Source organism: Streptomyces sp. YIM 121038 (assembly GCF_006088715.1).
Lineage (GTDB): Bacteria > Actinomycetota > Actinomycetes > Streptomycetales > Streptomycetaceae > Streptomyces.
Genome location: NZ_CP030772.1, coordinates 791610 through 806106, shown reverse-complemented (window position 1 = coordinate 806106; position 14497 = coordinate 791610). Strand labels below are relative to the sequence as shown.

General features: G+C 67.3%; 14 protein-coding genes and 4 pseudogenes. 14 read left to right on the top strand and 4 right to left on the bottom strand.

All coding sequences use genetic code 11. The annotated features are described in order from the left end of the window. Window positions 1-64 precede the first annotated feature (64 nt). Both C9F11_RS46395 and C9F11_RS46390 read left to right on the top strand, forming a co-directional pair. Window positions 65-619: a hypothetical protein gene (locus C9F11_RS46395; RefSeq protein WP_138968563.1), complete on the top strand. Its 555-nt coding sequence runs from the start codon at window positions 65-67 to the stop codon at window positions 617-619. Window positions 620-694: 75 nt separating this feature from the next. Beyond that, window positions 695-1185: pseudogene (locus tag C9F11_RS46390) on the top strand (transposase); the annotation flags it as partial. A gap of 32 nt (window positions 1186-1217) precedes the next feature. Here C9F11_RS46390 and C9F11_RS46385 read toward each other — a convergent pair. Next, window positions 1218-1400 (bottom strand): annotated as a pseudogene (locus C9F11_RS46385) (IS30 family transposase); the annotation flags it as partial. 85 nt (window positions 1401-1485) lie between these two features. On the opposite strand from C9F11_RS46385, the gene C9F11_RS46380 reads away from it, so the two are divergent. From C9F11_RS46380 to C9F11_RS46370, 3 genes and pseudogenes are all read left to right on the top strand, one after another. Further along, window positions 1486-2052, top strand: coding sequence for a hypothetical protein (locus tag C9F11_RS46380; protein WP_249402353.1), 567 nt, complete (start codon window positions 1486-1488; stop codon window positions 2050-2052). A gap of 68 nt (window positions 2053-2120) precedes the next feature. Continuing rightward, complete coding sequence (locus C9F11_RS46375) at window positions 2121-3653, top strand: ISKra4 family transposase (RefSeq protein ID WP_138968252.1); 1533 nt, start codon at window positions 2121-2123, stop codon at window positions 3651-3653. A gap of 50 nt (window positions 3654-3703) precedes the next feature. Beyond that, a pseudogene (locus tag C9F11_RS46370) lies at window positions 3704-4317 on the top strand (DUF6000 family protein). A 62-nt stretch (window positions 4318-4379) separates the two neighbouring features. On the opposite strand, the gene C9F11_RS49540 reads toward C9F11_RS46370, so the two are convergent. Together C9F11_RS49540 and C9F11_RS49535 are read right to left on the bottom strand one after the other, a co-directional pair. Further along, a complete protein-coding gene (locus C9F11_RS49540) occupies window positions 4380-4967 on the bottom strand; it encodes an IS30 family transposase (protein ID WP_249402391.1) in 588 nt (195 codons plus the stop codon). A 170-nt stretch (window positions 4968-5137) separates the two neighbouring features. Further along, window positions 5138-5236 (bottom strand): annotated as a pseudogene (locus C9F11_RS49535) (hypothetical protein); the annotation flags it as partial. Between the two features lie 178 nt (window positions 5237-5414). On the opposite strand from C9F11_RS49535, the gene C9F11_RS46360 reads away from it, so the two are divergent. The 9 genes from C9F11_RS46360 to C9F11_RS49525 all read left to right on the top strand — a co-directional run bounded on the left by C9F11_RS46360 (window position 5415) and on the right by C9F11_RS49525 (window position 12923). Beyond that, complete coding sequence (locus tag C9F11_RS46360) at window positions 5415-5975, top strand: winged helix-turn-helix domain-containing protein (RefSeq protein WP_138968531.1); 561 nt, start codon at window positions 5415-5417, stop codon at window positions 5973-5975. After that, window positions 5885-6451, top strand: a complete 567-nt coding sequence (locus C9F11_RS46355; protein ID WP_138968529.1) for a transposase — start codon at window positions 5885-5887, stop codon at window positions 6449-6451. Before C9F11_RS46360 ends, C9F11_RS46355 begins: the two co-directional genes overlap by 91 nt. A 47-nt stretch (window positions 6452-6498) precedes the next feature. Further along, window positions 6499-7269, top strand: coding sequence for a cytochrome P450 (locus C9F11_RS46350; RefSeq protein WP_171076242.1), 771 nt, complete (start codon window positions 6499-6501; stop codon window positions 7267-7269). Window positions 7270-7289: 20 nt separating this feature from the next. Then, window positions 7290-8516 (top strand): cytochrome P450, encoded by a 1227-nt coding sequence (locus tag C9F11_RS46345; RefSeq protein WP_138968361.1) that lies wholly within the window; start codon window positions 7290-7292, stop codon window positions 8514-8516. A gap of 57 nt (window positions 8517-8573) precedes the next feature. Further along, complete coding sequence (locus C9F11_RS46340) at window positions 8574-9362, top strand: class II aldolase/adducin family protein (RefSeq protein WP_249402366.1); 789 nt, start codon at window positions 8574-8576, stop codon at window positions 9360-9362. A 280-nt stretch (window positions 9363-9642) separates the two neighbouring features. Then, window positions 9643-10368: a recombinase family protein gene (locus C9F11_RS46335; protein WP_249402390.1), complete on the top strand. Its 726-nt coding sequence runs from the start codon at window positions 9643-9645 to the stop codon at window positions 10366-10368. A 1-nt stretch (window position 10369) separates the two neighbouring features. Beyond that, window positions 10370-10534: a hypothetical protein gene (locus C9F11_RS49530; RefSeq protein WP_249402389.1), complete on the top strand. Its 165-nt coding sequence runs from the start codon at window positions 10370-10372 to the stop codon at window positions 10532-10534. An 800-nt stretch (window positions 10535-11334) separates the two neighbouring features. Continuing rightward, window positions 11335-12567, top strand: coding sequence for an ISL3 family transposase (locus C9F11_RS46325; protein ID WP_249402388.1), 1233 nt, complete (start codon window positions 11335-11337; stop codon window positions 12565-12567). Continuing rightward, the gene (locus C9F11_RS49525) at window positions 12564-12923 is read left to right on the top strand and encodes a hypothetical protein (protein ID WP_249402387.1); all 360 of its coding nucleotides are present in this window, start codon (window positions 12564-12566) and stop codon (window positions 12921-12923) included. Before C9F11_RS46325 ends, C9F11_RS49525 begins: the two co-directional genes overlap by 4 nt. Window positions 12924-13127: 204 nt before the next feature. On the opposite strand, the gene C9F11_RS46315 is transcribed toward C9F11_RS49525, so the two are convergent. Then, window positions 13128-14348, bottom strand: coding sequence for an IS110 family transposase (locus tag C9F11_RS46315; RefSeq protein ID WP_138968559.1), 1221 nt, complete (start codon window positions 14346-14348; stop codon window positions 13128-13130). Window positions 14349-14497: the final 149 nt, after the last annotated feature.

Sequence of the window (14497 nt, the reverse complement as noted above, 5' to 3'; positions counted from 1 at the left end):
GCCGCTCGTTCACCGTCCCGGACCTGGCCCGCTACCGAAAGGCTGCTCGCCTCGTTGGGGAGCCGTGACGATCCTGTTGCAGCAGACCTCCCAGACACTCGCCCTGCGTGCGCTGCGGGCCTGGAACGACCCGGCGGTGCCGCAGTCCCTGGCCATCGCGGTGACCTCGACCGCGCTGCGAGAAGCGGGGAACCTCAACGGCGCGCGGGGCGTGCAGCACCTGGCCATGGTGACCAGCCAGCTCGCCGGACTGCTGTGGAACGACCATCAGCCCGACCACTGCGAAGGGCATTTGCGCACCATGCTGGCATCGGCCCTCCAGCAGGACGCCGCTGTCAGCTCGCTCGTGCCGCGCGTGCTGACGGTCTGGGCGAAGCGGGCCGCCGGGCAATGCGGACTGGACGAGGCCGTCGCCGTCACCAACACGGCGTACGCCAGCGCCGTCCAGGAACAGGGCGCCATCGGGATACACGCCCTGTACGGCGCGACCGTATGCCTGACCGCGCTGCTGACCAGCCGGCAGGCGGAGGCGCTGGGAACGACCCCGCAGGCACTACTCAAGGGCGCCACTCGGAAACTGAACAGACCTCCCGCTGGGCCTGCAAAAGGAACGGTGTAACTCCGATCATGGAGGATCACCTGTATGACCAGCGAGAACGTAGTCGCGGCGGAGTCTCCGGCCGATGCGAAGAAGATGCCGTCAGCCGGGCTGGATGAGCGGTTCCTTGAGGAGCTCGTGGCCCGGGCCCAGGCCGATGGGCTGCAGCTGACGGGCGAGGGTGGGCTGTTGCAGCAGTTGACGAAGCGGCTGCTGGAGTCCGCGCTCGACGGTGAGATGACGGATCACCTCGGCTATGACAAACACGACCCGGCGGGCAAGAACGGCGGCAACTCAAGGAACGGCAAGCGGTCCAAGACCGTGCTGACGGACGTCGGGCCGGTCGAGATCGAGGTGCCCCGGGACCGCGGGAGGCCTCGTTCGAGCCGCAGATCGTCAAGAAACGTCAGCGCCGGCTGACCGGGGTGGACGAGATGGTGCTGTCGCTCTCGGCGAAGGGGCTCACGCACGGGGAGATCCCGGCTCATCTGGCTGAGGTGGAGGGCGCCGAGGTCTCCAAGACGACCATCTCGACGATCACCGACGCGGTGATGGAGGGGATGGCCGACTGGCAGAACCGGCCCCTGGGCCGCGGGCGGTTTCCAGCAATGGTTGCGAATCACCTGGTCAATGGGCCTGTGAGGCATTCTCGCATGGCCTCGGCGGGGGTCCTGTCGCCGAGGATGATGCGGGGGCGGCGTTTGAGCTGGCGAGCGACTTCGTGGAGGTCGCGGGCGGTGTGGGTGGACAGGTCGGTGCCCTTGGGAAAGTACTGCCGCAGCAGGCCATTCGTGTTCTCGTTTGGGTGCGGTTCTTCTGAAGGGAAGCAGCCAGTAGGTCGGTGCTGATCGGGGTGTGCTCGGCCTGGGTCCTCTCTACCGTGGACGGTGGAGGAGGCGATCCTGATGGGCTCGTTGTTCGAGGAGTTGGAGGCCCGGGAGGCGATTGCCCGGGTGCGGGTGGACGAGCTTGAGGAACAACTGGCCGAGGTGACGGGTCGGTTGGAGGAGGCTCGTGAGCATCTGCAGCGGTTGCGGATCGCTCGGGATACGGTGTCCGAGGTGATGGCCGAGATGTCGGCTGATGCATCCGCCGCGGTGGATGCCGAGCCGGAGGCAGTCGGGGCGGAGGACGCCGAGGATTCATCTGCGTACGCCGGAGCCGAGCGGCAGATGGTGGGGGTGCTGGCGGTGCCCCACTGGCGGCCGGGGATGGAAACAGGTGCACTCCCGAAGATCTACCGGGACATCGTGGAAGTGGTCCGGGATGCGCCGGGGCCGGTGCGGGCCAAGCAGGTCGTGCCGAGGATCGGGTTGCCTGCCGAGGTGGGGAAGATCGAGGGGACACGGGGGAAGCTGAAGCGGCTGGTCGCCAGGGGCTGGCTGGCTGAGGGTGATCCGGGCCTGTTCACGGTGGCCCGTCACGAGACGGAAACGGGGTCCAACTCCTCTTGAGGAAGGGGCTCTTCTCCTTAGAGTCGAAGGTGCCAACCAAATCGACGCCCGCCGAGAAGAGCCCCGGGATGGAACCGTATGACACAAGCGTGAGTGCTGACCTGTTTGCCGGCTCGGTCAGTGCCTTCGAATCGCTGTTACGCACCTTGCAAGGCGAGCCAGCCCAGTCGTTGACCCATGCTGAGCTGGAAGAACACCTGGAAGAAGCCGGACGCGGGCTGCTGCGGCAGCTACTGCAGGATCACCTGGATCTGCGGGCCCGCAGGGAACAAGAGGCAGCCAGGCGGGAAGCCCGGCCACGAGTGACCGGCTCGGACGGGCGGTCGCGTCCGTGGCGGGAGACGGGCCATGCACGCTGGCTGGCCTGCATGTTCGGCCTGGTGCGGGTGAAACGCATGGCCTATCGAGGCCCGTCGATGGCCAACGTCCACCCGGCCGATGCGACGCTGTCGCTTCCCGCGGGTCGGCACTCGATGGGACTGCGGCGCCTGGCGGTGACCGAGGCGGTCCGAGGCTCGTTCGACCAGTCTCAGCAGGCGATCGAGCGACGCTGCGGACCCGTGCTGGGCAAGCGCCGTCTTGAACAACTCGTGGCCGCCGCCTCCGGCGACATCGACTCCTTCTACCAGCAGCACATTCCCGTCCCCAGCAGCCGGGACGTCCTGCTGGTCATCGAGGTCGACGGCAAGGGCGTGGTCATGCGACCGGAGGCATTGCGGCCCGCCACTCAAAGAGCCCGTCTCGCCGCCGAGTCCGGACATCGCAGCCGACTTGCGCCGGGCGAGAAGCCCAACCGCAAGAGGATGGCCACCGTGGCCTGCGTCTTCGACGCCGTCCCCGCTCCCCGGCGCCCGCACGATGTGATCCATCCGCCCGGCGGCCGCAGCACCCGCCGCCGCATCCGCCGCGGCCCGGCCGCGATACGGAAGTGGTGCACTGCTTCCCTCCTGCATCCGCCTGAGAAGGTCATCGCCGACGTCTTCGCCCAGGCCGAAGCCCGCGATCCCGGTCACCAACGCTGCTGGGTTGTTCTGGTCGACGGCGCCCGCCACCAACTCGACCTGATCCAGAAGGAGGCTGCCCGTCGCGGCTGCACGATCAACGTGCTCCTGGATTTCGTGCACGTCACCGAGTATGTCTGGACCGCGGCCCATGCCTTCCACAAGGTCGGCAGCGCAGAGGCCGACGCCTGGGTCGCCGACCATCTGACCATGATCCTTGCAGGTCAAGCATTCCGCGCCGCCCAGGAGATGAGCACCCAAGCTGAACAGGCCGGCCTCCGCGCCAGCCGACGAGAAGCCGTCGATATCTGTCGTCGCTATCTGACTGGTCACCTCGACCAGCTCCGCTACGACATTGCCCTGGCCGCGGGCTGGCCGATCGCCACCGGCGCGATCGAAGGTGCCTGCCGCCACCTGATCGGCGACCGCCTGGACATCACCGGAGCCCGCTGGGGCCTCACCGGCGCCGAAGCCGTCCTCCGACTCCGTTCACTGATCACGAACGGCGACTTCGAGGGCTACTGGATCTTCCACTCGGCCCGCGAACACCAACGTCTCTATCCCAGCCCCAACCAGCAAAACTACGGCCTCTCTGCTTGATCCCGCATCGAAAAGTGCTGGCCCGATTGCCCTCGTCGAGTCAGGATCCTGTGGTGCGCTATGCCAACGAGGACGCCGAACTTCTGGACCTGGTCCGCCGCTACGTAACGCCTGGCCGCCGCTATCTGAAGCTCGGCGGCAGTTTGACGAACCCGAGTACGGCCAATTCGCGCGACGTCTTGCCGAGGATGCCGAGCTCATCACCGCGCATGAACTCCTCACCCTTCTTGAGGGCGGGTGGCGTGAGCGACGAACCGCCGCATGGCTCATCGCCGTGTCTCGCCGGACCGAGTTCCGCGAGCGCCTTGGGGAGCTCCTGCTGGCCAGCGAGGTCTGCTGCACAGGCTTGGCATACTGCGTGGCTCTGGCCTCCTTCGGCACACCGGAGGACGCCGATCACTTGACCGCTTACCTTGATCGCTACCTGGGCCGCCCCGACCTCGACTACGACCAACTCGTAGCGATGGGCGCCCTTCTGTACATCGACCTGAACCTCAGCGACAACAAGGCCGCCCGCTTCCTAACTCCGGACGGACTGTGGCATCAGTGGCTCCAGGACAGACCCGACAGGCAGCACGCCAACGCCTACGTGACCTACCTGAGCCTGATCCGCCGACTCTGCGCCTTCGCCGAGGAATGCGCTGAGCTGCGTTCAACGGGGTAGCGACAACACCGTCGCAGTCGGTCTGGTGTCACCCCCTGTGACAACTACCGCGTTTCGACGAATCACTTCAGAGGATCCGCACCCTTCTCGTTTGTGCCGCGCTGCCAGGGCGAGTGGGGCTCACAGAAGTAGATCCGAAAGCCGGTCAGGGCCTCGATATCCTCGTGCAGGGTCAGCTCACGGCCCTGGTCCCAGGTGAGGGACTTCTTCAGCTGGGGCGGGATGTGCGCGGTCTGCGTGATCAGCGCGTTGCGGACCTGCGGGGCCTTCCAGCCGCCGGGCAGGTGGATCAGGTGAACGTAGCGGGTGGTGCGCTCGACGAGGGTGCCGATCGCCGAGCTCTGTCCTCGGCCGATGATGAGGTCGCCCTCCCAATGCCCAGGAATCGTGCGGTCGTTGACCTCAGCGGGACGCTCGTGAATGAGCGTCATGTTCTTGATCTTGTTCAGGGTGGGGACGCCGCGGCGCTGCTTCTTGCGGCGAGTACGGCCGGTGCGGAGTTTGGCGTCGCGTCGGCCGAGGAGGCCAGCGAACAGGGCCCGGTAGATTGTCTCATGGCAGGCCCGCATCGCAGGGTTGTGGGTGTGCTCGCGGGCCAGGTAGCGGGCGATCTGCTGCGGTGACCACTTCTGGGTGAGCTTCTCGCGCACCAGCGTCCGTAGCGGCTGCTGGCCCGGATCTTCTCTTGCCTGGGGCGGTGGCGCCGCAGCAGGGCCTGATTGTGAGCCCGCCAGGGGTTGTAGCGGCCGTCCGGCTTCGCGTTGCGCTTGACCTCCCGGTAGACGGTCTGAAAGCTCTTGCCGATCGACGCGGCGATCTGCTTGACGCCCTGCTGGGCGTGGAGTCCGTCAGCGATGGCGATGCGGTCGTCCTGCGTGAGGAAGCGCGGGGATATCGGGCCGGGGTCGGGAACGATCATGCTTTCAGCATCGATGAACCACAACGAACCGCAGCTGGTGGATACCCCCACCCGCCGAGCAGCGGCAGCACCTTTGTATCCCTCGCGCAGCAGCTCGAAGTACTTCTTCTTACTCAGGTTGAATCGGTGATGTCCGGGCGGCCGTGACGAGCGGTGATCCCTGCGGTACGACGGCGGCATGCGGTATGCGCAAGGGGGTGGGCTGACGCCCGCGGAGCAGGAGAAGCGGGAGGCCGTGCGGCTGGAGGCGGCCAGATGGTTCGAGGCCGGGGCCGGCACGGCGCAGATCGCCGCGGAGCTGCGGGTGACGGACCGGTCGGTGCGCCGGTGGAAGGCGGCCTGGCGGCGCGGAGGTGCGGCGGCGTTGGCATCGGCGGGGCCGATGGCGGTGGAGCGGCTCAGCCCGCGGCAATGGCAGCGGCTGGAGAGCGGGTTGCGTCGCGGCCCGCTGGCACACGGCTTCGGTGACGAGGACCAGGGCTGGACGCTCAAGCGCGTAAAGCTGCTGATCGGGCGGCTGTTCCACGTCGGCTACACGATCCAGGGGGTGTGGCGGCTGCTGCGCCGGCACGGCTGGAGCTGCCAGGTTCCCGTCCGCCGCGCACTGGAACGCGACGAGGCGGCCATCGAGGTGTGGAAGGCCGAGGTGTGGCCGCGGGTAAAGTACCGCGCACCACCTGGGCGCCGCGCGGGGCCAGACCCGTGGTGCGGGTGGCCGGGCGGCGCGGAGGCCGGGTAAACGTCGCCGACGCGGTGTGCTTCAAGCCCGATTGTCGGCCGCGGATGTTCTTCAAGCTGCACGTCTACCACCAGCGACGAGGCGAGCCGAAGACCTTCACCTGGAACGACTACCGGGACTTCATCCGCATGGTGCACACCGAACTCGGCACCCCCGTGGTGTGGGTGTGGGACAACCTGAACGTGCATCTCCAGCAGGAGCTCTTCGACTTCGAGGCGGAACACAAGGACTGGCTCGTCTTCTTCCACCTGCCGCCGTACGCACCCGAGATCAATCCGCAGGAAGGAACCTGGAGCCTGCTCAAACGATCACTGGCCGACTTCGCCGCGACCGACCTCGCGCACCTGACCCGGGCGATCAAGCAGAAGCTGAAGAAGATCCAGTACCGGCCGCATCTGACCGCTGGCTGCCTGCCGACCACCGGCCTGGATCTCCACGGGCTGATCGACGAACCGGACATCGCCGATCCAACCTGAGTATCTGCGACGCGGTCACCAGCCTTGCCCGCCCCTGCACCGTCCCCGTGATCTGCGCCGCCCTCGGTGTTCCCACCAGCGACACCGCACTGTTCTCCCGCGTCGCCGACGCCTGGACCCGTGCCTTCTTCGACTCCGCCGCTGTTCCCGAAGCCCTGGACGCCCACCAGGCCATCGACACCTACACCGCGCGTCTGATCGACCAGCGCCGGGGTGCCCCGGGCCGCGACCTCATCAGTGAACTCCTCGCGCAGGAGACCGGCTGCGGCATCTGGGAGCCGCGGACCCTCATTGAGTTGCTCTCCGCACTCATCGTCGCCGGCACCGACACCACCCGCGTGCAGCTCGCAAGCATCATCGAACACCTCGCCCGCCGCCCCCAGCAGTGGCAGGCGTTGCGCAAGGATCCCGCCCGGATCCCGGCCACCGCGGAGGAGATCATCCGCCTCACCCCGGTGGCCAGTCTCCTGCGCAGAACTGCCACCGCAGACGTCGACCTCGGCGGGCTCGCCATCCCGACGGGCACCATCGTCACGCTGGCCATCCCGACCATGAACCGTGATCCCGACGTCTTTCCCGATCCGTACCGCATCGACCTCACACGCCCCAACGCCCAAGCGCACCTGTCCTTCGGCGGTGGCGCCCACTTCTGCCTCGGCAACGCCCTGGGGCGCGCTGAGATCCACGAAGCCCTCGCCGTGCTCACCGAACGCATCACCCACCTCACCCCCCTGCGGCCTGCGACCTGGCGGCCTCCGAACTCCCTGCAGGGCCCCACCGAACTGCCGATGCGCATCTCCCCCAGCCGCGGAGCCTGACACCGAGGCGAGGAGGCCCCATGCACTGGACCGAACCCGTTGACGTCCTGCACTTGATGCGGCAGCACGAGATACGGGAGAACCCCTACCCGCTGTACAGCTGGCTGCGGGCGAACCATCCCGTCTACCTCAACCCCACCGGCAACATTGCCCTGATCAGCGCCTGGCGCCATGCCCGCATCATGAAAGACCCCGCTCTACGCGGCATGAGCCAGGACCGGCTGGCCGGCGCCAACCCCCGCTACGCCACCTCCCATACCCTGCGCATCATGATGAACTCCGTCGTCAATAAGAACCGCCCCGAACACACACGACTGCGCAAGGTCCTCTCCCCGCTGTACGCCCCGGCCACCGTGGAGCGACTCCGCGTACAGGTCACCGAGAACCTCAACCGGCGCATCCTCGGGATCAAGCAGCGGCTGCTCGACGGCCAAACCGTCGACCTGCACACCGAGTTGACGTCTCCGTTCGTCGCCGACGCCGTCGGCGCCCACGTCGGCATCCCCGAACCCGACCGCGTTCCGCTGCAGCACTACGTCCACAGCGCCTTCGCGGCCTTCCACCCCGCTGCCACCGACGCCGTCCACTGCCAGGCAGACCAGGCCACCTCCCACCTGTACGCCTACTACGCCGACCTCATGGACAGGGAAGATCCCCCTCCCGGGACCGCCCTGGACATGCTGGGCAGACCAGACGCTCCGGCCCGCTGCCACATCACCGAAGAAGAACGGCAGAACCTGCTGTGGGTGGTGTGGATGGGGGCTCACGAATCCTCCATCGCTGCCCTCGATCACGCACTCATCACCTACGTCGCCCACCCCCAGCACGCCCCCCTGGTCTCCATGCCGGACACCCTCACGAACTACATTCACGAATGCCTCCGCTACGAAGCGCCACTCATGATCAATGCCTCGCGCATCGCCGCCGTGAAAGACCTTGACATCGCCGGAGTGCACGTCCCCGAAGGATGCGGCGTCCACTTCCTGCCCGGCGCCATCAACCGCGACCCGCAGCAGTACGACAACCCGGACACCTTCATCCCTCAACGCACCAACGCCGAGACCCACATCAGCTTCTCCCTCGGAATCCACCGCTGCGCCGGAGCATCACTGGCCACGCTGGAAATGACGATCCTGCTTCCGGCCTTCCACCGCCATCTCGGTGCTCTCGCCCCGGCCCTCACCCCCGATTACGCCCTGGGCACTACCCAACGCACTCTGAAACACCTCTGGGCACAACTTGCGTAACCCGCCATCAAGACGACAACGGCCGGCGGCCCGCTCCCGACCCGAAGGAGAAACCCAGTGACGATCAACAAGCCGGGCGAGATGCCACCGGACAGCTTCTTCCTCCACCCCCCGGCCTTCCCCAACCATGGCGAACACCGCACCCATCTCAAGCAGCGCCTGGCAGCGGCGTTCCGCCACTTCGGCCGCCTCGGCTTCGATGAGGGCATCGCAGGGCACATCACCGTGCAAGACCCCGAGCACACCGGGACCTTCTGGGCCAATCCGCTGGGCGTCCCCTTCCTCCACATCACCCCGCACCATCTGGTCCGGGTCGACGGAGACACCGCACGTACCGTGGAAGGCGGGCACGTCGTCAACATCGGCGCCTTCTACATCCACGCCGAGATCCACGCCGCCCGGCCCGACGTCCAAGCCGTCGTCCACCTGCACTCCACCTACGGGCGCGCATGGTCCGCACTCGGAGAACCACTCGCCCCCATCACCCAGGACCACTGCCCGTTCTTCGAAGACCACACCGTCTTCAACGACTACAACGGCATCGTCCTAGACCGAACCGAAGGCAAACGCATCGCCACCGCCCTGGGACCGAGGAAAGCCCTCATCCTGCGCAACCACGGCCTACTCACCGCAGCCGAAACCCTCGACGCCGCCGCGTGGTGGTTCACCCTCATGGACAAAGCCTGCGAGATCAGCCTCCTCGCCCACGCCGCGGGCCGCCCCGTCCTCATCCCGGACGAAGCGGCCCGCGCCACCCGCGACCAGATCGGCACCCACCTCATCGGCTACAACAGCGCCCAGCCACTCCTCACCCTCGCCGACGAAACCCTCCACGACAGCCGATGAACGCACCATCCGGCAGCACCTCGCTCAAAACGCTGTGGCCTCGACTCGCCTCACACACACCCAATACGAGAGCCGAGGCATCTCCCCCGCATCCCCGGTGACGCCCGAGAAGACGGAAACGCGGGACCCGCAGAACCCCGCATACCCCGCTTCTCATAAACGACCATCTGCGCGAGTTCTGCGAGACTCCCCGGGCGTGATCTGTTTCCGCAGGTCGCCGTTCGCAGAAGTCCTCTCAGAACTCACCTGTTCTGCGAGACACTTCTGACACACTGATCGCGTGGACCTGACGCCTGATCAAGCTGCAAACGCGGTAGAACGCAAAGACTGCCCCAAGTGCGAAGTACCTGCGGGGAGCGCCTGCCGAACGCGCGGCGGGAAGACCGCGACGAAGTACCACACGCCGCGCTTCGTCCTCATCGCCGCGCTGCGCGAGGAACTCGAAGTCCCCGTCCCCGCCGACCGTTCGCCCGGCCGCCCCTGGAAGCAGGGACCAGCGCCCGCCGCGGTGCCCGCGAAGCGCACCGCGAAGCCCATCCGCATTGGGTACGCACGGACGTCGACGGCCCGCCAAGAACTGGCGAGCCAGCTCGAAGCCCTCCACGCGGCCGACTGCCACAAGGTCTTCCACGAGCAGATCAGCACCCGGATCAAGATTCGGCCCGAGCTGGAAGCCGCGCTCAAGCTGGCCCACCAGTTCAAAGAAGCCGCCCCGGACACCCCGGTCATCTTCACCGTCCACGAGCTCAAGCGGCTCGCCCGCAACGCTGCCGAGCTGATGACGCTGTCCGCGAAGCTCCAAGCCGGCGACATCCAGCTCGAACTCCTCACCGGCCCGCTCACCGGCATCTACGACCCCAACGGCATGGGCGCCATGTTCTTCGCCGTCCTCGCCGTCGCCGGGCAGATCGAACGCAACTACATCCGGGAGAAGACCCTCGAAGGCCAAGTCAGCGCCGCGAAGAAGGGCAATCACGGCGGCCCGCCCCAAGGTCATCGACGATGACATGCTCACCTTCGCCCTCGCGCTCAAGGACAAGGGCGTCCCCGTCCCCGACATCGCGAAGAAACTCACCATCAAGACCGGCAAGAACAAGGACAAGAACCCATCGGTTGCCTCGCTGTACCGAGCCTTCGCCGAAGCCGAACAGGAGACGGAAGCGGCCTCGTGAACGCAGGACCCGAAGCCCACCTCATGGCCCGTCAAAAGATCTGACAGCTACGCCGGTTTTCTGTTCCGTTCCTACTCGGACCCCCACTCTCACGGCCAACGAGAAGGAGCAGTTACTGGCCGCCCGTCTGGCCTGCCCAGACATCACCCGGGCCTGCGACCTTGCCCGCACCTTCCACGACCTGCTTCAGCACCGACGGGGCCACCTGCTGCTGGACTGGATCCGCCAAGCTGAGCTCGACGCCCCTGACCCGGTCCGCTCCTTCGCCGGGTTCCTGCGCGACGACCTCGACGCCGTCACCGCCGGCTTCACCCTCCCTGGAGCTCAGGCATCGTCGAGGGCAACGTGAACCGCATCAAGACGATCAAAAGAGCCATGTACAGCAGAGCCTCCTTCCGACTCCTCCGCACCCGTATCTTGCTGCGATCATGCCCCGGGGATTCACGCAATCACGGCCAGATCCATGTAATGGGACACCCGGAATCCACCGAAATCCCTATGGGTATGACGGAGCTGGGATTGAGGGTCCTGGTCATCGCGGAGTCGCATGTGCCGTCCCTTGACCTGCGGGTTGAGAGGTCGATGGACGCACCGGATGACGAGGAGAACCTTCACCGTGGTCGACATCACCGAGATCTAGGTTCTGGCGCAGATCTTGGGGAGCCGTCGCGGAGCGTCACTACGGTGTTCGATTGTGAGAAGGCCGGGTGACGTGAGACCGCGTACGCCCTGCTGCCCGATGGCTCGGAGTGACGCTTCATCAGGTCGATGGCCGCTTCCGTCGCAGCCCGCGGTGGCCGGTGACCGTGCTGGCTATGCAGGCCGATGGATCGCTCTGGGACTCACTGGTGTTCAACGGGATCGACGAGCTGGACGTCGAGGCGGTGACCCATGCCTTCGGCACGGTCGATGTGGTAGCGAGAGGCCGGGCAGCCGGGGCGGCGTGTCCGGACTGCGGTGGGTTCTGGGAGCGCGTGCATGACTGCTATCAGCGCAGGTTGAGGGATCTCCCGCTCGGCGGGCAGAACGTCGTGATCTGGCTGACGGTCCGGCGCTTCATCTGCGACGCGGCGGACTGCCCGCGCCGCACATTCGCCGAGCCGTTCCCCCGGCTGGCCGCCCCGTACGCCCGGTTCACCACACGGCTCAACCACGTCCTGGAACACGTTGGGCTCGCACTGGCCGGACGGGCCGGCGCCCGTCTGGCCACCCACCTCGGTTTCGGGGCCGGACGGATGACCTTGCTGCGCCGGGTCATGGCTCTGCCTGATCCGCAGCTCAGCACGCCGCGCGTGCTGGGCGTCGACGACTTCGCGATCCGTCGAGGTCAGACCTACTCCACCGTCCTGACCTGCGGTGAAGCCCACCACGTCGTCGATGTGCTCCCGACACGCGAAGCTGGCCCGCTCGCCGCGTGGCTGACCACCCACCCAGGCGTGGAGATCATCTGCCGGGCCCGGGCGGGCGCCTATGCCGAGGGTGCACGACTCGGCGCCCCCAGCGCCTTGCAGGTCGCGGACCGGTTTCATCTGTGGCAGAGCCTTGGCCGGGCCGTGGAGACATGTGTCGCCGCCCACCGCGACTGTCTGCGTAGCCCGTCAGCCAACGACAGCCCACCTCTGGCCGCGCGCTCGCCCGCCGACCCGCAGGACGACGCGGATCCTGCCGGTCGGCGGGCCGAGCGCAAGAAGGCCGCGCACGCTCTGGTCCACGAGTTACTCGACCAGGGCCACTCACGCCGGGCGATCGCCCGGCGCCTGGGGTGGGGCCTGAACACCGTGCTCAGGTATGCGGCCGCCCGACGCTGGCAAGACACCTTCCGCGAGAACCGGCCCCGGCCCAGCAGACTGGACCCTACAAGCCATACCTGGAGCGACGGTTTGCCGCAGGATGCACGAACGTCACCCAGCTGCACGGTGAACTGCTGGCCGAGCACGCCCCGGTCACCTACCAGATGGTCCGTGCCTTCATCGCCACCCTCCGATCCACCCCGTCGGGCACACCACCCCCGCCGCCGACAGTGCGGCAGGTGACCGGCTGGCTCACCCGTCACCCCACGGCCCTGGCCGAGCAGGACCGCGCCGACCTCAAGGACGTCCTCACCCGCTGCCCCGAACTGGACACGGCCGCCGGACACATCCGCGACTTCGGCGAGATCCTCACCGACCGCCTCGGCGCCACACTCCCCACCTGGATCACCGCCGTCGACGCCAGCCAGTTGCCCGGCCTCACCGGCTTCGCACTCCACCTGCTCCGCGACCTCGACGCCGTGACCGCCGGACTCACCCTTGAGTGGAGCTCAGGCGGCACCGAAGGCGCCGTGAACCGCATCAGAAGATCAAGAGACAGCTCTATGGTCGTGCCGGATTCGAACTACTCCGCAAGATGATTCTGCTTCAGTGACGCTCCGCGACGGCTCCCCAAGATCTGTGCCAGAACCGAGATCTACGTTCACTGGTACGCGGGCCGCTCCAAGAGCGAGCTGGCCGCGTCACTGAGCGTGGACCGCAAGACGGTCAGGAAGTACCTGGCTCCGGCGGAAGCCTCCGGGCTCAGCCCGGGCGGGCCGCCGATGAGTTTCCTGAGTCAACCTCTAGGCCGCCAAGGGCTCGTCGGCTGCCGGTTTGATCTTGCCGTTGGCCTGGTGGATTTCGGGGTCGTAGCAGGTGCCGTCGCGCCAGCAGGCCCACATCACGCGAAGCCAGGAGCGAGCGAGGATGCGGGTGGCGTGGGGGTGGCGCTTCTTCCGGTCCCGGGCGTCGTTGTAGATCTTGGATGCCCAGTCGCTGGAATGGCGGCTGTTGTCGGCGAAGGTGGCGATCGCAAGGCGCGCTCTGCGGTTGGCCGCGAAACGGAAGCCGACCGAGCGGGTTTTGCCCGAGGCGCGGGTGACGGGGACGACTCCGGTCTCCGCGATGAGCTGTTCGCAGTTCTGAGCGCGCTCCAGGAAGGGGCCGATCTCGCCGATGATCTGCGCCAGGTTGACTTTGCCGATACGCGGCATGGTCGCGAACAGCGGGGCGTAGGGGTGGGTTTCGACCGCCGCGGTGATGGCCTTCTCCGAGGCGCGGATGGTCGCCCGGATGCCCTGAACGAGCTGGACCTGCATGAGGATGAGCTGTCGGGCGACAGGTTCGCTGAGGCGGGAGGCCGCGGCCGGGGCCGAGCGCAGGCGCTCGATCAGCACGCTGCCGGTCTTGCCTCCGGAGTAGCCACGGCGCTTGCACCAGGCTTCCAGGCGCCCGGCGGTGAGCTTGGCGGCCCAGCCGGAGGTGGGGTAACGCTCCAGGAAGGCCAGGGCGATGTCGCTGTCCAGGGTCGAGAAGAGGACTTTGCCTCCGGGCCAGTGTTCGTCCAGCAGGGCGGCGAGCTGGTTGACGGCGGCGACGCGGGCGTGGATGTGGTCGGCGCGTTGGCGGGTGAGGGCCTGCAGGTCCAAGGTGGCCTGCTCGGTGGGCCCCAGGCGGGGCAGCAGGTGCCCGTCGGTGCGCAGGTAGTCGGCGAGCTTCATGCTGTCGCCCGCGTCGGTCTTGGCCTTGGAGGCGCCCCAGCGCGGGCGCATGGCGTGGAAGGCGTTGGGGTGGACCGGGATGACCGGATGGCCGGCGGCCAGCAGCCGGTCGACGGCCAAGCCACGGGTCGTCTCGATGGGCACTGGCAGGTCGGCCGGGTCGCCGTGCTTGCGCAGCCTCGCCAGGGTCTTGGTGAACCCCTCCTCGGTGTGGGGCAGTTCCCACCTGTCGATGCGCTTGCCGGTGTCGTCCATGACGGTCACGTCGTGGGTGTCGGTGGCCCAGTCCCAGCCGATGTACACGGAAGAAGTACTCCTGTGTCGTGCGCGGAGCACCTGCTCGGTGGCGAGGACGTCTGCCGGGAGCTCATTAATCGGCCCTCTGCGGGGCGTGTCCCTGAAGCCGATCAGACGGCCTCGGCCCGGTGGGGCCGGCGGAACTCATCGTGGCC

Excerpts from the sequence above, each read along its gene's own strand:
- C9F11_RS46345 (WP_138968361.1), top strand. The coding sequence starts at position 7,290 with ATGCACTGGACCGAACCCGTTGACGTCCTGCACTTGATGCGGCAGCAC.
- C9F11_RS46360 (WP_138968531.1), top strand. The coding sequence starts at position 5,415 with ATGCGGTATGCGCAAGGGGGTGGGCTGACGCCCGCGGAGCAGGAGAAG.
- C9F11_RS46375 (WP_138968252.1), top strand. The coding sequence starts at position 2,121 with ATGGAACCGTATGACACAAGCGTGAGTGCTGACCTGTTTGCCGGCTCG.
- C9F11_RS49530 (WP_249402389.1), top strand. The coding sequence starts at position 10,370 with ATGCTCACCTTCGCCCTCGCGCTCAAGGACAAGGGCGTCCCCGTCCCC.